Annotated in this window: 20 protein-coding genes; 17 read left to right on the top strand and 3 right to left on the bottom strand. The window is 47.6% G+C overall.

Annotated elements, in window-relative coordinates; genetic code table 11:
• Positions 1-3: 3 nt before the first annotated feature.
• Entirely contained in the window at positions 4-1,785 is a 1,782-nt protein-coding gene (locus tag DMN77_RS09810; RefSeq protein ID WP_179014709.1) for a sulfatase family protein, read from the bottom strand.
• A gap of 177 nt (positions 1,786-1,962) precedes the next feature.
• On the opposite strand from DMN77_RS09810, the gene DMN77_RS09815 reads away from it, so the two are divergent.
• From DMN77_RS09815 to DMN77_RS09885, 15 genes are all read left to right on the top strand, one after another.
• Complete coding sequence (locus DMN77_RS09815; protein WP_179014710.1) at positions 1,963-2,511, top strand: nucleotidyltransferase family protein; 549 nt, start codon at positions 1,963-1,965, stop codon at positions 2,509-2,511.
• A gap of 21 nt (positions 2,512-2,532) precedes the next feature.
• Complete coding sequence (locus tag DMN77_RS09820; RefSeq protein WP_179014712.1) at positions 2,533-2,709, top strand: hypothetical protein; 177 nt, start codon at positions 2,533-2,535, stop codon at positions 2,707-2,709.
• A gap of 245 nt (positions 2,710-2,954) precedes the next feature.
• The gene (locus DMN77_RS09825; protein ID WP_068781406.1) at positions 2,955-3,761 is read left to right on the top strand and encodes an aminoglycoside adenylyltransferase domain-containing protein; all 807 of its coding nucleotides are present in this window, start codon (positions 2,955-2,957) and stop codon (positions 3,759-3,761) included.
• Positions 3,749-4,198 carry a RidA family protein gene (locus tag DMN77_RS09830; protein WP_068781405.1) on the top strand — a complete coding sequence of 150 codons (450 nt, stop codon included), beginning with the start codon at positions 3,749-3,751 and terminating at the stop codon, positions 4,196-4,198. The genes DMN77_RS09825 and DMN77_RS09830 overlap by 13 nt, the downstream gene beginning before the upstream one ends.
• A gap of 80 nt (positions 4,199-4,278) precedes the next feature.
• Positions 4,279-5,256 carry a GNAT family N-acetyltransferase gene (locus DMN77_RS09835; RefSeq protein ID WP_179014713.1) on the top strand — a complete coding sequence of 326 codons (978 nt, stop codon included), beginning with the start codon at positions 4,279-4,281 and terminating at the stop codon, positions 5,254-5,256.
• Between the two features lie 149 nt (positions 5,257-5,405).
• Positions 5,406-6,017 (top strand): histidine phosphatase family protein, encoded by a 612-nt coding sequence (locus DMN77_RS09840; RefSeq protein ID WP_179014715.1) that lies wholly within the window; start codon positions 5,406-5,408, stop codon positions 6,015-6,017.
• 23 nt (positions 6,018-6,040) lie between these two features.
• Positions 6,041-6,196, top strand: a complete 156-nt coding sequence (locus DMN77_RS09845) for a hypothetical protein (RefSeq protein ID WP_157259355.1) — start codon at positions 6,041-6,043, stop codon at positions 6,194-6,196.
• 16 nt (positions 6,197-6,212) lie between these two features.
• The gene (locus DMN77_RS09850; RefSeq protein ID WP_068781403.1) at positions 6,213-6,827 is read left to right on the top strand and encodes a cyclase family protein; all 615 of its coding nucleotides are present in this window, start codon (positions 6,213-6,215) and stop codon (positions 6,825-6,827) included.
• Between the two features lie 29 nt (positions 6,828-6,856).
• Complete coding sequence (locus tag DMN77_RS09855; protein ID WP_179014717.1) at positions 6,857-7,348, top strand: GNAT family N-acetyltransferase; 492 nt, start codon at positions 6,857-6,859, stop codon at positions 7,346-7,348.
• 97 nt (positions 7,349-7,445) lie between these two features.
• A complete protein-coding gene (locus DMN77_RS09860) occupies positions 7,446-9,404 on the top strand; it encodes a GTP-binding protein (RefSeq protein WP_179014969.1) in 1,959 nt (652 codons plus the stop codon).
• Positions 9,405-9,646: 242 nt separating this feature from the next.
• A complete protein-coding gene (locus DMN77_RS09865; protein WP_068781401.1) occupies positions 9,647-10,366 on the top strand; it encodes a YebC/PmpR family DNA-binding transcriptional regulator in 720 nt (239 codons plus the stop codon).
• Between the two features lie 146 nt (positions 10,367-10,512).
• The gene (locus DMN77_RS09870; RefSeq protein ID WP_068781400.1) at positions 10,513-11,184 is read left to right on the top strand and encodes a phosphatase PAP2 family protein; all 672 of its coding nucleotides are present in this window, start codon (positions 10,513-10,515) and stop codon (positions 11,182-11,184) included.
• Positions 11,185-11,362: 178 nt separating this feature from the next.
• Positions 11,363-11,944: a YdeI/OmpD-associated family protein gene (locus tag DMN77_RS09875; protein WP_068781519.1), complete on the top strand. Its 582-nt coding sequence runs from the start codon at positions 11,363-11,365 to the stop codon at positions 11,942-11,944.
• A gap of 105 nt (positions 11,945-12,049) precedes the next feature.
• Entirely contained in the window at positions 12,050-12,430 is a 381-nt protein-coding gene (locus DMN77_RS09880; protein ID WP_082790122.1) for a VOC family protein, read from the top strand.
• Between the two features lie 99 nt (positions 12,431-12,529).
• Complete coding sequence (locus DMN77_RS09885) at positions 12,530-13,189, top strand: copper amine oxidase N-terminal domain-containing protein (protein WP_068781399.1); 660 nt, start codon at positions 12,530-12,532, stop codon at positions 13,187-13,189.
• 81 nt (positions 13,190-13,270) lie between these two features.
• Here the strand turns inward: DMN77_RS09885 and DMN77_RS09890 are convergent, their stop codons facing one another.
• Entirely contained in the window at positions 13,271-14,980 is a 1,710-nt protein-coding gene (locus DMN77_RS09890; protein WP_179014718.1) for a cache domain-containing sensor histidine kinase, read from the bottom strand.
• A 2-nt stretch (positions 14,981-14,982) separates the two neighbouring features.
• Positions 14,983-16,527: a response regulator gene (locus DMN77_RS09895; RefSeq protein WP_179014720.1), complete on the bottom strand. Its 1,545-nt coding sequence runs from the start codon at positions 16,525-16,527 to the stop codon at positions 14,983-14,985.
• A 269-nt stretch (positions 16,528-16,796) separates the two neighbouring features.
• On the opposite strand from DMN77_RS09895, the gene DMN77_RS09900 reads away from it, so the two are divergent.
• Both DMN77_RS09900 and DMN77_RS09905 read left to right on the top strand, forming a co-directional pair.
• A complete protein-coding gene (locus tag DMN77_RS09900; RefSeq protein WP_068781396.1) occupies positions 16,797-18,509 on the top strand; it encodes an extracellular solute-binding protein in 1,713 nt (570 codons plus the stop codon).
• A gap of 21 nt (positions 18,510-18,530) precedes the next feature.
• Positions 18,531-19,421: an ABC transporter permease gene (locus DMN77_RS09905; protein ID WP_068781395.1), complete on the top strand. Its 891-nt coding sequence runs from the start codon at positions 18,531-18,533 to the stop codon at positions 19,419-19,421.
• Positions 19,422-19,427 lie beyond the last annotated feature (6 nt).

Below are 19,427 nucleotides of genomic sequence, written 5' to 3' on the forward strand. Positions count from 1 at the left end.
TTGTTATTGTCGGGATACACCCGGCTGGGAGTGATAAAGGCGTTTCAGTCTACGCTGTTCATCCAGCAGCTGCATCATGGTTAGCTGCACGCGCTTGCTATAAGGTGTTGCAAATGCAGGATGCGCCCAGTTTATCGTTTCCCATGGATCTTGAGTAATATTGTATAGCTCGTATTCATCCTGCTCCGGCACGGTTTTGACTTGTAAACTGCATTCCGAGGGACAATCTTTGGCCAAATTGCCGCTTAGCTGTGAAGTCAAGATCACGTCCCTTACCCCTGGATCACTCCAGAACTGGACATTATCAAAATAATGCGACAACTTCCAAAGCTCCTTCTTGCCGTTATTCTCCAAAGTCATCATAACGGTTTCAATATGATTTGGCTGTACCACAGCAGGATACGGCTTGCCTAGCGGATTTAACTGTCGCTGCCCCCGCGTGACATCATCATCGGTCATGAAGTAGATCGGCTCATCTGCGATGACTTCGCCGTTCTGATTCAATACGAGGCCAGCCAGATTGCGTCCTGCTAGCGGTTTGGCTTCGCTGAATCTGATTTGCAGTCGCCGTTGTATTTCAGAAACATCAGCTCCGATGAGGCCAAGCATGGTGGGCAGAAGGTCAACATGGCTTGTAAGAAAGTGATTGTCTTGTGCCCGCGGGAACAGATGCTTATTGTGTATCATCAGAGGAACGTGAAGAAATTCTTCATAGGCACAATACCATTTTTGATAGAGGTGCCCATGCGAGCCCAGCAGATCCCCGTGATCAGAGGTGAAAATAACGATCGTATTGTCATAGAACGACGATTGCACAAGGACTTCAAGCACTTTTTGCATTTGCTGATCGGCATTTTTCTGAAGTTGGTAATACAGTCTTCGATAGAATGATTGATCAATGATCGGTTGCAGGGCTTTCGGATAAATGTCGCGGTAGCTTGCCTGACAGCGCGGCTTGGTATTTAACGGCTCATTATTAGTGGGTGAAGGGGCAACTTCCGGCAGAGTCTCTTCTACCGCAAAGCGGAACATAGGCAAATGGGCGGTAATTGCACCGTACAATACGATATCATGGGGGTTCACAAATGAGGTTACAATCAGCCAGGGTGGCGAACTCACACCACTTTTCTGCTGGCAGTCCAAGGTTTCAATTAATTGAACCGCTTCCTCCGCGTAGACAACGTCGCGGCCGCTAAGTCCATTTGCCGCAGAGGAGCCCGAGTTCCGGGGATTTTTGCCATGGGGCTCAGGGCCAATCCATCCCTGAAATCCGAAATCGTTCAGCCGCTCCGCCCGTTCATACAATTGTGCCCCTCGCGGATCAGGTACTCCTGTTTCAGGATCATAGCTGGGCACACTTGTATGAGTTCCCGGAACGGTGATGTCCTCGTCAGACACATGCCATTTCCCTTTGTAGTAAGTCTGATACCCCGCCTCGCGAAAATAGTCTCCCATCGTTGGCACGGTATTTCGATCTAACCAGAACATATCTGCATCGAATGCACTCTTGGCAACACCATTCGTCTGTGTAACCCCATGAAGAGAAGGATAATGGCCGGTCATTATTGTTGCGCGGCTCGGGCTGCATGCGGAACTCCCGATATAATGCCGATGAAACTCAAGACTATGTTGTTTCAAAAATCGCTGGGCTAGTAGATTCTGCCTTTTCCACTCTCGTATTTCCGGATTCTCGTAAAGGGGAGGATAGCGTTCTTCATCTACCAACAGAACAAGGATATTGGGTTGGTTTAATCGTCGTTCAGAACGAGCTACGGTATCATTCATATCTAACATCTCCAGATCATTATTGGATAGGGGAAAGCCTCCCGGGAAAGGACAGCTGATATTAGATTATGATCTTCATGAATCCGGCATTACACAGTATCTCATACCTGTTCATCCATGTTACAATATATGGAATCGAACAAGAAGACTCGTGATCATGAATCAAGGAGGAGCGCTATGCTAGAGAAGAGATTGATTCAGCTCTTAGGCGAGGAAGAACAGATCATCAAAGATCTGAAGCTGATACGGCGGCTGGATTTGCCTCAGAGTTATATCGCGGCCGGGTACATTCGGAATTATGTCTGGGATCGGTTGCATGGATACGGAAACCGCGCTACATACAATGACATCGATGTGATCTATTTCGATCCACAGAATACATCAGAGGAACGGGACCAGCTGTTAGAAGATGAACTGAAGTGTAGCACGGGTAATGATAAATGGTCGGTGAAGAACCAGGCCAGAATGCACATTCGTAATGGTGAGCTTCCGTACCTTTCTACGCTGGATGCGGTACAGCGCTGGCCTGAGACGGCCACAGCTGTTGGAGCCATGCTTGACGAGAAGGATCAAATCATAATTTGTGCCCCACATGGACTGGAAGATTTGTTCAAGATGGTGGTCAGAAGGAGTCCGTTTTTTGCGGATCAGGCTTATTATCTGGAACGGGTCGGGCGGAAAGAGTGGGATAGATCGTGGCCGTTGTTGACCATTATGAAGGATTAGTGATTAGTCTATCATGCCATTATGAGACCGGAGAAGGTCATCAAGATCATAGGCATGTCCGGTGGCATCGCAGCCAGTCAGGCTGAAGCGATGGGCAGGATGATGACAGCCTTTTTGCCGGAGGCGCTGTTCCCCAAGCGAGAACAGCTGCAAAAGACTGCTAAGGAAGCTGTGTGGTCCCCATTATATGGTGTTTGAGAGCCATGCCGAGTTGATGAACCATTGGTATTACCTGCTTAAATATTTCAATAACAAGTCCATGGCGCAGCACAAGCTGAAATATTTAACGATGAGCAAATCTCCAGTATTCGGGACAAATCGCGTTTCTTAATCGGTGATCAGGATAGGCTCGGCAAAGAGCAGGCAGAAGAGATAGACTTGGAGATCATTCGATACTTTATAGGTTCCTAAGGGTGCTTACAAGGTAAGGAAGGAGCTGTTCGATGGACATGAAGCAGATGGAATTGCAGCAAATCGTTGAGCTTTTCCTGGAAGAAGCAGAGAGCAATCTAATTGGTGTGTATTTACACGGATCTATGGCGATGGGATGCTTTAATCCGAACAGGAGCGATCTGGATCTTCTGGTGGTGCTCCGCAACCCCGAGTCGGCTGATGACTACCGCAGAATAGCTAAGCGACTGATTGAGATTGAATCCGCATTGCCCCATGGGGCCACAGGAATTGAACTTAGCGTAATATTACAAACCTGCTTATCGCCCTTTACTTATCCAACACCGTTTGAATTTCACTATTCCGCCGCTCACAGGGACAGATATCGATCGGATGGCAGTTATTTATGCGGCGGCTTTGAAGATCCGGATTTAGCGGCTCATATCATGATTACTTATTACAGAGGAATTGCATTATTCGGCCAACCGGTCAAAGAAGTCTTTAAACCGATAGATAGCAGATATTATATTCAGTCGATCCTAGCGGACATTGAGGACGCGCCGCGGGGCATCATAGAGAATCCGGTGTATTATACGCTGAATTTATGCCGGGTTTTGCTGTTTTTGAAGGAGGGGAGGATCTCCTCCAAACAGGAAGGCGGGGAATGGGGAGCTCAAGCGCTGCCGGCTCAATACAGAGATTTGATCGGGAAATGCCTTGCTGAATATAAAGGCAAAGATAGCTTGAAGCTAAAGCCTGATCGAGGGCTGTTAGCTGAATTTGCCGGGTTCATGATGAGGGAAATCATGAAGGCAGGCAATTTGAAGCAGGAGGGTGAGGGATTTATATCGGAGCTGTAGATGAGAGGTTACATGAATTAGGAATTATACTGCCGGAGGCAAGTAATCCGGCTGCGAAATATGCCAACTACGTGATCGTAAATGGGCTTATGTTCGTGTCCGGCAAGGGTCCCGGTTCGAGCCCGGAGGGCAAGCTGGGCAGTGATTTTACGACGGAGGAAGGCTATCGGTATGCCCGGGAGGCCGGAATTGAGGTGTTGGCCGTGGTAAAAGAAGCGCTAGGCAGCCTGGATCGGGTGAAAAGAGTAGTGAAGGTACAGGGCTTTGTCAACGCGACGCTGACCTTCGAGGAGCATCATAAGGTGCTTAACGGATTTTCCGATCTGATGTATGAATTGTTTAAAGAGCGGGGACAGCATGCCAGGTCCGTGTTTGGGGCGGTATCGGTAAGAGATAATCTGCCTATCGTTGTGGATTCTATTTTTGAAGTGGATTAGTTGTTTATATTCATTCTTTTCCTCGATTTTCTGCTGTATCTGGTTGAAAATGGTTATATAACCCTATAAGGAGTGAAGGAATGAACTTTACCGTTCGAAAAATGCAACCCCCGGGCGATTATGCCGAGGTTGCCGATTTGCTGAATTACGTACTCTCTGAGGAGACTCATGCCGACAATTTGGCCTCGGAGGATTCGAAGATTCCTGAAGTGGGGACTTTGGGGCAGAATGAATCGGGACTGCTGACCGGTCATGATCGTATGCGGATCGTTGCTGTGAATGAGGATGAAGCTATCATGGGATACGGTATATCCTGGAGGGCTCCATGGACCGCAGCCGGCGAGCTGAATCATTGCCTTATTGTGAACCCTCATTATAGGCATCAAGGGATTGGCGCAGCTTTGTACAATGCGCTGGAACAGTGGGCTAATGAAGTTGGCGCCAGCAAGCTGAATTATGAGGTGCATGATAATCAGGACAGCTCCATAGCTTTTGCCAGAGAGCATGGCTATGAACAGGAGAGACATCATTTCGAATCTGTGCTGGAGCTGAACTCATTCGACAGGAGCCTGTTCGAATGCATCAATCTCCGTTACCCCATTCTCCGTTTGACGGACATCGATGATCCTGACCGGGAACAAAGGCTGTACGAGCTCTATAGAGAGACGACACAGGATATCCCCGGTATCAGCGGAGAATATTTTGATTTTCTCGAATGGAGAAAGTGGACGCTGGAACTGCCGGAATCCAGGCCTGAAAATATACTGGTAGCCATGGATGGGAGTCATTTCATCGGAGTTACTCATTTGCTGCACTTTGAGACGGCGAATAGCATGTATAACGAGTATACAGGTGTTCGGCGAGATTACCGTGGCCAAAGGATCGGGTTATCGCTTAAGCTAAAAGCTATAGAGCTTGCAGTGAGCATGGGAGTAGAATATATGCGCACCAATAATGATTCATTGAATATTCCTATGCTAACGATTAATCGCGACCGTCTCCAATTCAAAGCCGTACCGGGCCGTTATAAAATGGTTAAGTTTTTGCAGCAGGTATAAGGTTGTTTTGGTGGAAATGATATATGAGTGGATTTCGATCAGGCCTGCATCCGCAGGCTTTTTTAATCTTAATCTGTGCTTGTTGTTGTGCAAGGAATCAAGTAGAATGCACCATATATAAAGCTATGTTGCTTAAGGAGTGGGACTATATGAAAACTCATATTAATATTGTCAGACATGGACAGACGGAATGGAATGTGATGCACCGGATGCAGGGACACCAGGATTCGCCATTAACGGAATTAGGAGTTCAGCAGGCCCAATGGCTTGGGGAGGCGCTGCAGAACGAGCCAATCGACGTTATCTATGCCAGCTCAAGTCCCAGAGCACTGAGAACAGCGGAACTGATCAGAGCCGATAGAAAGATTGATATTTTCGAGACGGATGAATTTAAAGAGATTAATCTGGGGGCCTGGGAAGGAATGACCCAGGAGGAGATCGAGGTTGTCTACCCGGATCAGATGGAATACTTCTGGAAGGATCCGGGAAGATTTGGCGTGGCCGGGAGCGAGACCTATCAGGAGGTATTTAACCGTGCTCATAAGAGGCTAACGGAAATTGTGCGCGAGCATGAAGGCAAGTCCATTCTGATCGCAACGCATACCGTGGTAGTTAAGCTGTTGATGGCCTACTTCGAGGAGCGTCCGCTGCAAAATTTATGGGATCTTCCTTACATCCATCCGGCATGTCTCTGTAAAGTCTCTGTTGAAGGGGATGATTGGGAGATTCTACTGCACGGGGATACAAGCCATTATAAATAAACCTGTCTACAGGAGGTGAGAGGATGCTGGAATTCGTAATATGGATCTTTGGGGTATTTATTACCTGGGTCGTTATATACAGCGCAGTCCGCACTGCAATCGACAAGTCTGAGACCGCAAGGAACATACAAGAGATACGGGATTGGATAGGGGAGCGCAGAGATAATAACTTTCATTAGAACTGGGGGCTTGCAAATGTTTATGGATCTGACTCATTTAATACAGAACGGTCTGCCTGTATATCCCGGAGATCAGGAGACATCACTGCGGCAATCCAAACATATCAGGCAGGATTACTATAACAATCATCAGCTGGATATTAACATGCATGCAGGCACCCATATTGATGGTCCTATGCACCTATTGGATGTTCAGCGTTATTTAAGCGAGTTCCCGCTGCAGCATTTTATCGGTGAAGCTTGCCTGCTGGATGTCTCAGGACAGGAGATCATCGATTATGAGGAGAAGTATGAGTCGTTAATTGAGCCTCAGCAGATTGTGGTTCTCTATACGGGCCATAGTAAAGTTTATGGTCAAGAAGAGTATTTTACGAAATATCCGGTTTTGACTAGAGAATTTGCCGAGCTGCTCGTGCGAAAGCAGGTTAAAATGATTGGACTGGACACGCCGTCTCCTGATAAGTATCCCTTTGAGGTACATAAATTGCTATTTCAGCATGATATCCTGATCCTGGAAAATCTAACGAACGTAGAGCAACTATTAAACGTGGGGCGATTTGAGATTATCGCATTGCCCATGCTTATTCAGGCCGATTCAGCAATAGCGAGAGTGGTTGCCCGAATAGATTGAGAGGCATAGTCATAGAGGAGGAAGCGCGGATGCGTTATACGTTTAAGGAAATGACGAGGGATACGGCTGTGATTATCTCTCAATGGGAATATCCGGCGCCATATCATTTTTATAATATGGACTCTGATGAAGAAGGGTTGGCCGAGCTGATGAACGGTGATTATTTCGGGGTGACGGACGAGGCCGGACATATCGCTGGTTTTTTCTGCTTTGGACTGTCTGCCAGGGTGCCTGGCGGTTATGCAGCCGGTTTCTATATGGATGAGCAGCGTCTGGACATCGGCCTTGGTATGGATCCTGCTCTGACGGGTCAAGGACTCGGAAGTGAGTTCCTCCAGGCAGGCTTGCAGTGGTTACAGCAGCAACACGGGCGGAGCAGGTTCAGACTGGTGGTAGCCAGCTTTAATGAGCGGGCCAGACGGGTTTATGCAAAAAACGGCTTTGAACCAAGAGGCTTGGTATTATCGAGGGTTCATGGAGAAGATGTTGAATTTTTATGTATGGAAGCTGATTTATCGTAAATTCAAGATTCGAGGTTGAGAGTCTGTTTTCTGATTCACATTGTGAGCCCAAAGCGGATGATTTGCCAATGGGAAGTGGTAGGTTTTGATCAGGACGATGAATAAGACGATTGGGCTGCTGGCGCATGTTGATGCAGGGAAGACGACATTTGCCGAGCAGCTGCTCTATCATACAAGCAGCATACAAAGTAAGGGACGGGTGGATCACCAGGACTCTTTTCTCGATACACATGAACTGGAGAAGGCGCGCGGCATTACGATATTTGCTGACCAGGCGATGATAAATTATGAAGGGTCCGGCTATTGTCTTATCGATACGCCGGGACACGTTGATTTCTCGGCAGAGATGGAACGATCCCTGCAGGTTATGGATTATGCCATTGTAATCCTTAGTGCAGTGGAAGGGGTTCAAGGACATACGGAGACGGTCTGGCAATTACTGCGGAAGCAGGGTATTCCAACCTTGTTCTTCGTTAATAAATTGGATCGAACGGGTGCGGATCTAGAAGCGGTTGTGGAGCAAATTCATCGACAGTTAACCCCGGACATAGTAAGAGTGAATGGACAATTAAGCGCTGCGCATCTCGAAGAGGAGTTAGTGGCTGCCGTAGCCGAGCACGATGAGCAGCTGCTGGAGGATTACCTGGAGGGCGATTACGATGATCATGCAGTTGTCGCCGTGATGGCTAGGCTGATCCAGAAGAGCGAACTGTTCCCGGTTATGTCCGGTTCAGCGCTAATGGATCGGGGCATAGATGATTTTCTTCATAATTTGGAGCTGCTGACCGGCACGGCATACAACCGGCAGGCCCCATTCGCTGCCAGAGTCTATAAAATACGCCATGAGCTGCAAGGAACAAGGCTTACCTTTCTGAAGATTACGGCGGGGCATTTGAGGGTTCGCGCTGAAGTGAATTATATGAGCGGCAGCGGTGAAAAGCTGCAAGAGAAAGTTACCTCTCTACGTATTTATAACGGCGAGAAGTTTACTCTGGTCGAGGAAGCTGAAGCAGGCCAGCTGATCGCGGCAACCGGGCTGTCGGCAGCAGCGGTTGGCGCCGGATTGGGGGAGCTGCAGCAGCGCGCCAGGTATGAACTCGTGCCGGCGCTCAAATCCAAGGTTCTGTTCGATCCGGAGCTGTCGGCCAGAGAGGTGCTGCGTTATTTTCAAATGCTGGGCGACGAGGACCCTTCGTTAAATGTTATCTGGGATGAAGCTCTGCAGGAGCTGCATATCCATGTGATGGGCGCGATTCAGCTTGAAGTACTGGAGCAGGTCGTTATGGATCGCTTCAAGCTGAAGGTCGCCTTCGGTACGCCGGAGATATTATATAAAGAGACGATTGCCGGCGAGGTATATGGTTGTGGCCATTTTGAGCCGCTGGGCCACTATGCGGAGGTTCATTTGAAGCTTGAGCCTGGGCCGCGAGATAGCGGGGTCGTGTTCCAAAATAAGTGTCATTCCGATCATCTAAGCACCGGTTATCAGAATCTGGTAGGTCAGCATGTGCTGGAGCGTGAGCATCACGGGCTGCTCACCGGATCGCCGCTTACGGATGTGATTGTGACCTTGCTGAATGGACGTGCTCATAACAAGCATACGAGCGGTGGAGATTTCCGCGAGGCGACGCATCGAGCGCTGCGGCAAGGGCTGGAGCAAGCGGAGAACATCCTGCTGGAACCTTATTATGCCTTTAAGATCAAGGTCGATTTGGATCTGATCGGTCGGGTGATGTCGGATATCCGGCAAGCACATGGTTCATTGGAACCCCCGGAGACGCATGGAGATCAGGCATATATTAGCGGGACAGCACCGGTAGCTACCTTTATGAACTATAGCGCTGAGCTGGCTTCCTTTTCAAAGGGGAAGGGGGCACTGTCCATGCAGTTTGGCGGTTACCAGCCGTGTCATCAGGCCGACAGGGTCATTGAGAGTCGCGGTTATCATAAAAATGCAGACCCGGAGTATACCTCCGCATCGATCTTCTGCGCCAAAGGACAGGCATACAGCGTTCCATGGGAAGAAGCGGATGATCATATGCATGTGCAGAGGTGATGCAGTACGCCAATTGTACTGCTTGAACAGTTGAATATGGTGTGAACGAATTCGCCAATAGCCGCCTGAATTCGCGTAGAGTATGTTGAACGGCTTGTTTTCATGCTTCTGTACGATATATAATAAACTGGGTAATCATCATGCTTTGGGGTTGAAAATATGAACTTGATACTCAATAAATCGTCACCACCTGCCATTTGTTCCCGATAAATCAACATAAATAATAATGAGGTGTGAACAAGATGGGACGTAAATGGAATAATATTAAAGAGAAGAAAGCTTCAAAAGATGCAAATACAAGCCGGGTTTATGCTAAATTTGGCGTAGAAATTTATGTGGCAGCTAAGAAGGGCGAGCCGGATCCCGAATCGAACCGTGCGTTGAAGGTCGTTCTTGAACGTGCGAAAACTTATAATGTGCCTAAGGCAATTATTGACCGTGCGTTGGACAAGGCAAAAGGCAGCGCAGACGAAGTGTACAATGATCTTCGTTATGAAGGCTTTGGTCCGAACGGTTCGATGATTATCGTCGATGCGCTGACGAACAATGTGAACCGGACGGCGTCTGCTGTACGCGCCGCTTTTAATAAAAATGGCGGTAATATGGGAGTCAGCGGTTCTGTTGCTTATATGTTTGATTCTGCGGCGGTATTCGGGGTAGAGGGTAAAACTTCGGATGAAGTGCTCGAATTGCTGATGGAAGCGGATGTGGATGTTCGCGACATTCTTGAAGAAGATGAATCGGTCATCGTATATGCCGAGCCGGATCAATTCCAGGCTGTGCAGGATGCGTTTAATGCAGCAGGGGTAACGGAATTCACCATCGCGGAATTAAGCATGATCGCTCAGAACTATGTAACCTTGCCTGAAGATGGGCAAGCTCAGTTCGAGAAGCTGGTGGACGCGCTTGAAGACCTGGAGGATGTGCAGCAGGTATATCACAACGTTGAGCTTGAAGACTAAGATCGATTGCTATATAATAAATAGCCACGACAAGAAATCCTTATTCCATAAGGGTTTCTTGTTTTTGTCGGATAATATCCGGAATAGATCATCCCGCGTGACCGATACTAAGGGATACCTTTGATAGTTCAGGCGGTGTGGCAGCTATGAATATTAAACTTACATTTTCATATCTATTCCTGTTCAGCTTATTATGCTTGGCCGGATTTGGAATGATCGCTTATTGGATCGGTGGAGCACAGCTTCATCATTTTGATCATACGATAATTTCTTGGGTGCAGGGGCAGGAATCGGACTCTCTGACGAAAGTAATGAAGCTGTTCACATGGATTGGCAGCCAGCTTCCTGTTATCGTTATTTTGTTGCTAACGCTGATTTTCCTCTATTTTGTGCTGCATCATCGCAGTGAACTCGCGTTTCTGATCGTTATCGTATCCGGGTCGGCACTGCTCAACCTGTTGCTGAAGCAGCTATTTCGCCGGGAGCGGCCTTCACTGCATAGACTTATCGAGGAGACGGGCTTCAGCTTCCCCAGCGGTCACTCGATGGCCGCCTTCAGTCTCTATGGGGCGATTGTCTTCCTGGTCTGGAAGCATATTCCCTATGTATTGGGCAGGATCGCAGTCATTGTTGGCGGGGCTTGTCTGATCCTAATGATCGGCATTAGCCGCATTTATTTGGGCGTTCATTATCCCAGCGATGTGCTGGGCGGATATTTCATCAGTGCATGCTGGCTGACGGCATCGATCTGGCTGTATCAAGGGTACCTGGAGGCTTCTTCTGAGAGGAAGCGAGATTATCGGGGGCAGCCGCAGTGACATCCCACGATGATCAAGGTATAATGTGTTCTACAACGAAAGATATGGATATTCCCGCACCAGGATGGTCTTACAACGGACGATGCGCTGGTGCGGGATTTTATTTATTTTAATGCATTGCGGTGATATTAAGGGGATACATATGGAGATGCATCATGAGGCAAAGGAGTGTAGCAATATGGCGAAAAATAATGACTTACCGATTATGGCATTCAGCGGACAGCAGGATTTTGAGGCTTGGCTTGCACAGAATCACGATACTTCAGCAGGAATTATGCTGAAGATTGCCAAGAAGAATTCCACCATCTCTACAGTGTCCTATAGTGAGGCGCTCGACTGCGCATTATGTTATGGGTGGATTGATAGTCGGAAGGAGAAGGCGGATGAGGAAACCTGGCTGCAGCGCTTCACTCCCCGCAAAGCCAGCAGTATCTGGTCGCAGGTCAATAAGGAGAGGACGGAGGCGCTTATTGCAAGCGGAAGAATGAAGCCGTCCGGTTACCAAGCGATTGAGGCTGCCAAGCAGAACGGACGATGGGATAACGCGTACGAATCACAGAGCAAGTCTACCTTGCCGGAGGATTTCGTGAATGAGTTGAATAAGAATCATCAAGCGAAGCAATTTTACGATGGGCTGGACAGTCGGAATAAATTTGCAATCGTATTCAGAATTAATAATGCCAAGAAGCAGGAGACGAGACAGAAGCGGATTGACCAATTTATCTTGATGCTGGAACGGCAGGAGAAGATTTATCCGTAGGCAAAAAAGGGATATAAGGGAGACGATAATGTTTATATTCATGGATGAATATATTAAGTTATCAGGGATTGTCTATGATAAGAAAATCCGGAAAGGGTGTATTTAGTGGAAAATCCATTTTTGAATAAGCTGGAGCATGTGCAGATTCCGGTGAGAAACCTGGAGGCCTCTGTTCAATGGTATACTACTAATCTTGATTTTCGACTGCAGAGCAAGTCAGATCGGAATCGACAGGCTTTTTTGACCCTGTCTGAAGGGCCGATGTTAATGTTATGGGAGACGCAGGATGAGGGGCGGGCCAACTTTACGGTCAACGGGCAAACCATGCCCGTGCTTCTATTTAACACAACGAAAATTCATGAGCTGCATCAATTATTGAAGTCTTTGAAAAGTGAGATTACTACGTATCAAGATGAAGGGTTCGGTTGGGTTCTGAAATTCTTGGATCCCGACGGGAATATGTGGGGAGCTATTCAATACAAGTAAGTGATTATAAGTAAAGTTGTTTAAGTCTTCTCATTGCAAAGCATACATGCTAACATAGACCATAATTGTATATATCATACTAAGGAGTTGCTTATTGTAATGAGGAGAACAAAAAGGAGTTTCTGTGCCGGTGCTATAGCGGCCGTGCTGCTTCTCACAGGTTCTGCGCCTTCGGTATCAGCACATCCGGGCAGGACGGATGCCAACGGCGGACATACCTGTCGTACGAATTGCGAGAAGTGGGGACTTGAGTATGGAGAGTATCATTACCATAATGGGGGAGGAGCTGGCAAATCCAATTCCTCCAAGAGCAAATCCAAGACAACGACGACAAAGAGTAAATCAACGACCAAGAGCAAGAGTACAACACCAAGCAAAGCCAAGCCTGCGGCGCCAGCCTATGCAAAATCCGGACTGGTCGTATATGTGAATGGGGCGAAGCTTTCTTTTGACAGCGCTCCATTGATCTATGAGAACACCAATTTGCTTCCTCTGCGTGAGATCGCCGAAGCGATGGGGGCGAGTGTGACCTGGGATAAGCAGGGTGGAACGATCACGGTTGAGAAAGAAGATCGCCTAATGATTTTAAAGCTGGGCAGCAAGACGGTACATTATAACGGCAAGGCTGAGGCCGCGAGTGCTGCACCGAAGGTAATTCAAGGGACGACCTATGTGCCTGCCCAAGTCTTCGCCAGAGGCCTGGGAGCCGCGGTCGCCTACAACTCAAGCACAAATACTTTGGACATCACTTACGAGTAAGGATAGACTAATAGAAGACGGTTTGTCAGGAAGAGAGGGTCAGCCCATCTGCTCCGGCAATCCGTCTTTTTTTATCTTCCGTTATTTATTTTCATCCGCTGCAGGGAATCTGAGGGTTACATGGGTTCCCTGATTTACCTCGCTCGTTATCGTAATTCCATACTCCGATCCATACATTAATCTGGCACGGTCATGCACATTTTTCAGACCATAACCCATAGGCTTGGAATCAAGCAGTGAAGCGAGTTGCTTCGGTTCTATGCCAATCCCGTTGTCTTCGACCTGGAACACGATACAGCCGTCTTCCAATTGGCCGGAAAGCTTGATCCTGCCGCCTTCATCTCTATTCTCAATACCGTGAATAATCGCGTTCTCGATGAGCGGCTGCAGCATCAGGTTTGGCATATGGTACGGTAGGATGGCCTCGTCGATCCGGTACTCTACGTCGAAGCTGTTGCTGTGCATAAGCAGCTGTATTTTCATATAGGACTGGACATTCAGAATCTCGTTCGAGACGAGAATCATATTGTTCCCCTTATTCAGAGTTGTACGATAGAACGTGGACAGAAGCTGAGCCATCTCGCTAATATCGGTCGCATGAATGCGCAATGCCCGCCAGTTGATTAACGACAAGGAGTTATACAGGAAATGAGGGTTAATTTGCGCCTGCAGGGCTTTCATTTCATATTCCTTGCGGGCGATTTCTTCCCTGTATACTTTATTGATCAGGTCTTCCGTTTTGACGACCATATTGCCGAAGCCGCGAATCAGATCACCGATCTCATCCTTGGAGTCGCTATGAACCGTCACTTCAAGCGAGCCTTCCTCAACGGTCTTCATATTATGGCGTAATTGCTCAATCCGAGAGATGAATTTATGAGAGAATAAGGTGCCCGCCACAACTACGGCAACGATGCAGGCAATAATCATAAGCAGTACGGTAGAGACAATTCTCCATGCGGATTGCGTGATCAGACTGGTAGGCTTATACAGGAACACCTCCCAGCCCGAGGTAGGGATGCTTGCGTGCAGCACTGTGTACTCCTCGCCGTTCCAATGCATTTCATCTACGGACGGATGACGGAAGAGCGATTCCGGGTAAACCTGATCCGGCTCCGACGAATAAACCGCTTGCCCTGCGGCATCCATAATAAGCAGCTCTGCGCCTTGGGTTTCCAAGGAATCAAAAGGCTCCAGCAGGCTCTTGGCATTGATGCGGGCGTAGATAATATTGTCCTTCGGGTTTTTAATCTTCGTATTAAGCACCCGGCGCACGCTATAAATATTGTGGCGGTCAGAGAACCACAGGATATTCGTCGATTGCATCACGAGCGGATACCATGTTGCAGTGCGGACCTCACTAAGGGGGCGTACGGTTTGTCCATGCTGATGCAGATTAGTGTCGGTATACAGCGTCAGCTGCTCTATGCTCGCGTTCAAATTACGGGCAGTATAGAAGTTCTGGTCGATCACATTAACAAGCTGATCATACATTTCAAAAGTGCTGGTATATGTATGATTGGCCGCATTTACAATCTCTTGGTTGAAGCTGAGGAAGTTGACGATCTTGTTATACGCTTCCAATTGACTATTAAGCGTTAACGCACTTTGGTTAAGCGCAGCGTTAAGATCGGATTTGGACTGATTGATCAGAAGTGATCTTGTCTCGGAGAAGCAGAAGCTCCCGAGTACGATGACAGGAATCATGCTGATGAGTAAAAAGGCAAATTTAATCTTCGACTGGAAATTCATATCATGGATGCGTTTCTTCAGAGAGTGCCAGCTTTGCATCTTTATTCTCCCGCCGCTTCATAGCCGCTTTGGTTGTACTGTCTGAATTTCTCAGGCGTCTGCCCGTAGAAATCCCTGAAATTCTGGCAGAAATACGAGAGGTTACGGTACCCGACGGAACTGCAAACATCGGCTATCTTCAGATGCGTATGGGTCAGCAGCTCCTTGGCCTTCTGCATCCGTACATTTTTGATATATTTATTAATTCCGCAGCCGGTTGTTTTCTTGAACATCGAGCTTAAATAATGGGGGGATAAGTAGACCCTGGCGGCCAGCAGCTCAAGGTTCAGATCCTCGGTATAGTTCTCCTCGATATATTGCTTTATCGCCACAATATCCCGGTTCAGAGCCGGTTCGAGATACCCTGTGCTCTGCTCAAGCTTGGCGATCCCTTCCCGGATCATATGCTTGATATTGCGTAAATCCTCGGCTTTATATATTTGCTCAATGCCCAGATTGATCTCTCGTTCAGAAGCGTTAATCCAAGACATGATGCTCTGATACACCGTAGAGAAGGTATGCTTGACATATAATTGCGAGAATTGAACCTGTCTTACATACTTCTGATAGAGCAGTTCTATATTCGCCTTCAGGCTGAAGAGATCCCGCTCCCGAATATTGCTGCGGATTTGTTCGATCAACTGGTTATCGGCCAGATCAGGGAAGTCTTGCTCCGAGAGCATGATCTCATTCTTTACATCAAAGATGAACGTATCCGGCAGGAAGAAGCGGTACTCCATCAATGGCTCCAGTTCAGGCAGTACTCCGGCCAGATCATGAATCGCTGTCAGCCCTTTTCTGATGCCGATATAGCAATTTACGCGGTATTTGAGCAGGATGCTATCGTGGATTTGTATCGCTAGCTCCTGATAGGAGAGGCTGGAATGAACCCCTTTGCGTTCAGGGAATAAGAGTAAACTCTGGCAACCGTTTAAATTAAGGTAGTCTGCCGGAGTTCCGATCAGGGACAATAGATACTCTTCAAACTCCGGATCCGCGTTCTCGAAGAAATCCTTCTCGAATTCCAGCAGCAGCACGCCTTCATAGTAAGTAGGAAAATCATGCCAAAGCCCCTGCATGGATGGCGGTTCCTGAGCTCCATTGATCAAGGTAAACAGAATATGTTTCTTGGCATACGCTTGTTTCATCAGAGACTGTTCATCCTGCTGCTGACGATCTGTCAACTCTGCAATCACTTTATTCATCGTCGCTTGGAAAGCTTCCACATTAACCGGCTTGAGCAGATAATCAGAGACTCCCAGAGCGATGGCGGTCTTGGCATATTCAAATTCAGCAAAGCCGCTGAACAGGATCACTTTCAGTTCAGCATGAAGCTCCAGCACTTGTCTGGTCAGCTCGAGGCCGTCCATTTGCGGCATTTTTACATCCGTAAACAATATATCTACTGAGTGCTCCTGTAAATATTCAAGAGCCTTGCGGCCGTTATCGGCTGTCTCTACCTGCAGCGGCAGGGCCAGTTCTTCAATAAGAAAGGCAATCCCTTCGCGTTCATCCTGATGATCGTCTACGACCAATATCGTTAACATCTGTATCCCCCTGCGCTCATTGTTAGCATGATTTTATTATATCATCTGTCTGGCGGGCAATTTGGAACCACGAAAGTGAGTATTTTTTGATATAAAACGTAATTTTTTTGCGTTTACGATTGTTGGGGATCAATCTTAGAATAGAAGAGTAATTGGGAACGCAGGTTTTTGAAGCAAGCCGGCGCTTTGAAACCGTATCATTTGAATGATCAAGCAAGATAAAATGGAATCATATTGAATGAATGAGAGAAATACTGGGAGGTCTACTAATGTTATCAAGAACAAAACGTGCATCCTCTATTGTAATAGCAGCCTTGTTAGCTGTATCCCTCGTCGGTTGCGGCAATTCCGATAATGCGAGCAATGGCTCCGCAGCTGCTAAATCGAGTGACCCGGCCTGGGGAGAGGCGATGACGACTCCTTTTGGCAAATATCCAGAAACTGTATCTTATACCGTGGGTCAAATGGCCACGAACTATTCTACACTTAGCGGAACGCCTTATGAAAAGGATAACGCGACAAATAATGTGTGGACCAGGTACTTCAAGGAGAAGCTCAACGTCCAAAATACAACGAAGTTTGAAGCGAATGATGGCACCGATTACAGCCAGAAGGTATCGATGGCGATCGTCAGCGGCGACATTCCGGATATTATGGTGGTTCCTGACTATTCAACCCTGCAGCAATTGTATGATAATGATCTGATTGCTGATCTGACCGATGCCTATGAGAAGACGGCCAGTGACCGCATTAAGGAAATCTATGATTCGTACGGAGGCAGGGTGCTGGACAGCGCTAAATTCGACGGCAAACTGATGGCGATTCCTACGACGGAAATCTCGCATGGCCCGGGTATTCTCTGGCTGCGCAAGGATTGGATGGATAAGCTGGGTCTTCAAGAGCCGAAATCACTGGAAGATGTAGAGAACATTATTGCCCAGTTCATTGAGAAGGACCCAGGCGGGAACGGATCGGGAAAAACGGTCGGACTTGTCGTCGATAATGAGAATGTAGCCGGGATATCCGGTGGCCAATATTCATTGAACAACATCTTTGCCTTGTACGGTGCTTATCCGAAGCAATGGATGGACGACGGTAACGGCAATGCGGTATACGGATCGATTCAACCTGAAATGAAGCCCGCTCTGACCAAGATCGCCGAAATGTACAAGAAAGGTTTGATCGACCGTCAGTTCGCAGTACGAACCGGCGATGACCGTAAAGCGCTGCTGACAAGCGGCAAGAGCGGGGCTTTCCTGGATAACTGGTGGGGAAGCTGGACCGTTGCGGATACCCTCAAGTTGAATCCGGATGCGGAATGGGTATCTTATGTGGCGCCTCAATCCGAAGACGGTTCGCTGACGATGTTCACAGGCAATCCTTCCAGCAGCTATCTTGTCGTTCGCAAGGGCTTCGAGCATCCGGAAATGGCTATGAAAATGGTCAGTCTGCAATATGACTACCAGCGCTACCAGGAGAAGGATGCCGATACACTGAAGGCCTTTGAGGATTATAGTAATTTGAACGTATCCGGATCGCCGATTATCGTCAACATCGACTATTATGATGCCTTCTATCGCAATGTTGACATTATGAAGGAAGCACTGGAGAGCGGCGATACCAGCAAATTGATCAGCAACAATGATATTACCGCTTATAACTCCTACAAGAAGTTTATGGACAGCAAGAAGAGCGGAGAGAAGCCGGATCCTGTGTCATGGGCCGGATATACCTCCAGCATCACTACGGCAAGCATGGTGAAGAACGCGAATATCAAGGAAGTAAATCCTGTCTTTTTTGGAACTACCCCTTCGATGTCGCTGAAATGGCCAACGCTATCCAAAATGGAGCTGGAAATGTATCTGAAGATTATTACTGGGGATCAATCTCCCGAATCCTTCGATAAGTTTGTAGACAGCTGGAAGAAGACCGGTGGGGATACCATTACGAAGGAAGTTAACGAAGCAATTGCTTCCAATTGAAGTTGAAAGAGTTGATCCGTAATGAAGAATAAAAAAGATCAGGCGGCTTTTCACGCCATGATGCTGCCGGGCATGATTTTTCTGATTATTTTCTCCTTTATTCCGATGTTCGGGATTGTCATGGCCTTTCAGAACTATATTCCTGCTAAAGGGATCAGCGGTTCACACTGGGTCGGTCTGGATAATTTCAAGTTTATGCTGCAAATTCCCGACAGCAAGCAAATCTTCGCCAATACGATTGTTATAGCTGTGTGGAAGATTATCGTCGGTACATTGGTATCAATCATTTTTGCTCTGCTGCTGAATGAAGTTCGAATACGGTTCGCGAAGCGTTTTATGCAAACGATTGTCTACCTGCCGAACTTCCTCTCTTGGGCGATTCTGGCCACTGTTGTCATGAATATTTTCTCTTATGAGGGGCCGATTAATGCCTTCCTTGGCTGGTTTGGCATTGACCCGATTCTGTTTATGGCCAGCAATACCTGGTTCAGACCGATGCTGATATTAACGGATGTATGGAAAGGCTTTGGCTACGGCTCGATCATCTATCTGGCTTCATTAACATCGATAGATCCGGGGCAATATGAAGCGGCGTCGATCGATGGAGCCAATCGCTGGAAGCAGCTCTGGTATATAACGCTGCCGGGAATGCTGCCAACGATTATTCTCGTAACGACCTTGAACCTGCCTAACGTGCTAAATGCCGGGTTCGACCAGATCTTTAACTTGTACAACCCTCTGGTCTATCAAACGGCGGATATTATTGACACCTATGTGTACCGGGTAGGTCTTGTGGAAAGACAATATAGCTTGGGGACGGCAGTAGGGCTACTGCGGTCGGTAGTCGGTATTGTTTTGATTCTTTCCGCGAACAAGCTTGCTCAGAAACTTACTGATTACCGTATTTTCTAGAAGAAG

The sequence above is a fragment of the Paenibacillus sp. 79R4 genome, assembly GCF_013393165.1.
Lineage (GTDB): Bacteria > Bacillota > Bacilli > Paenibacillales > Paenibacillaceae > Fontibacillus.

Excerpts from the sequence above, each read along its gene's own strand:
- DMN77_RS09860 (WP_179014969.1), top strand. The coding sequence starts at position 7,446 with ATGAATAAGACGATTGGGCTGCTGGCGCATGTTGATGCAGGGAAGACG.
- DMN77_RS09875 (WP_068781519.1), top strand. The coding sequence starts at position 11,363 with ATGGCGAAAAATAATGACTTACCGATTATGGCATTCAGCGGACAGCAG.
- DMN77_RS09840 (WP_179014715.1), top strand. The coding sequence starts at position 5,406 with ATGAAAACTCATATTAATATTGTCAGACATGGACAGACGGAATGGAAT.
- DMN77_RS09815 (WP_179014710.1), top strand. The coding sequence starts at position 1,963 with ATGCTAGAGAAGAGATTGATTCAGCTCTTAGGCGAGGAAGAACAGATC.
- DMN77_RS09810 (WP_179014709.1), bottom strand. The coding sequence starts at position 1,785 with ATGAATGATACCGTAGCTCGTTCTGAACGACGATTAAACCAACCCAAT.
- DMN77_RS09885 (WP_068781399.1), top strand. The coding sequence starts at position 12,530 with ATGAGGAGAACAAAAAGGAGTTTCTGTGCCGGTGCTATAGCGGCCGTG.
- DMN77_RS09850 (WP_068781403.1), top strand. The coding sequence starts at position 6,213 with ATGTTTATGGATCTGACTCATTTAATACAGAACGGTCTGCCTGTATAT.
- DMN77_RS09870 (WP_068781400.1), top strand. The coding sequence starts at position 10,513 with ATGAATATTAAACTTACATTTTCATATCTATTCCTGTTCAGCTTATTA.
- DMN77_RS09820 (WP_179014712.1), top strand. The coding sequence starts at position 2,533 with ATGAGACCGGAGAAGGTCATCAAGATCATAGGCATGTCCGGTGGCATC.
- DMN77_RS09845 (WP_157259355.1), top strand. The coding sequence starts at position 6,041 with ATGCTGGAATTCGTAATATGGATCTTTGGGGTATTTATTACCTGGGTC.
- DMN77_RS09895 (WP_179014720.1), bottom strand. The coding sequence starts at position 16,527 with ATGTTAACGATATTGGTCGTAGACGATCATCAGGATGAACGCGAAGGG.
- DMN77_RS09890 (WP_179014718.1), bottom strand. The coding sequence starts at position 14,980 with ATGCAAAGCTGGCACTCTCTGAAGAAACGCATCCATGATATGAATTTC.
- DMN77_RS09825 (WP_068781406.1), top strand. The coding sequence starts at position 2,955 with ATGGACATGAAGCAGATGGAATTGCAGCAAATCGTTGAGCTTTTCCTG.
- DMN77_RS09905 (WP_068781395.1), top strand. The coding sequence starts at position 18,531 with ATGAAGAATAAAAAAGATCAGGCGGCTTTTCACGCCATGATGCTGCCG.
- DMN77_RS09855 (WP_179014717.1), top strand. The coding sequence starts at position 6,857 with ATGCGTTATACGTTTAAGGAAATGACGAGGGATACGGCTGTGATTATC.
- DMN77_RS09865 (WP_068781401.1), top strand. The coding sequence starts at position 9,647 with ATGGGACGTAAATGGAATAATATTAAAGAGAAGAAAGCTTCAAAAGAT.
- DMN77_RS09835 (WP_179014713.1), top strand. The coding sequence starts at position 4,279 with ATGAACTTTACCGTTCGAAAAATGCAACCCCCGGGCGATTATGCCGAG.
- DMN77_RS09900 (WP_068781396.1), top strand. The coding sequence starts at position 16,797 with ATGTTATCAAGAACAAAACGTGCATCCTCTATTGTAATAGCAGCCTTG.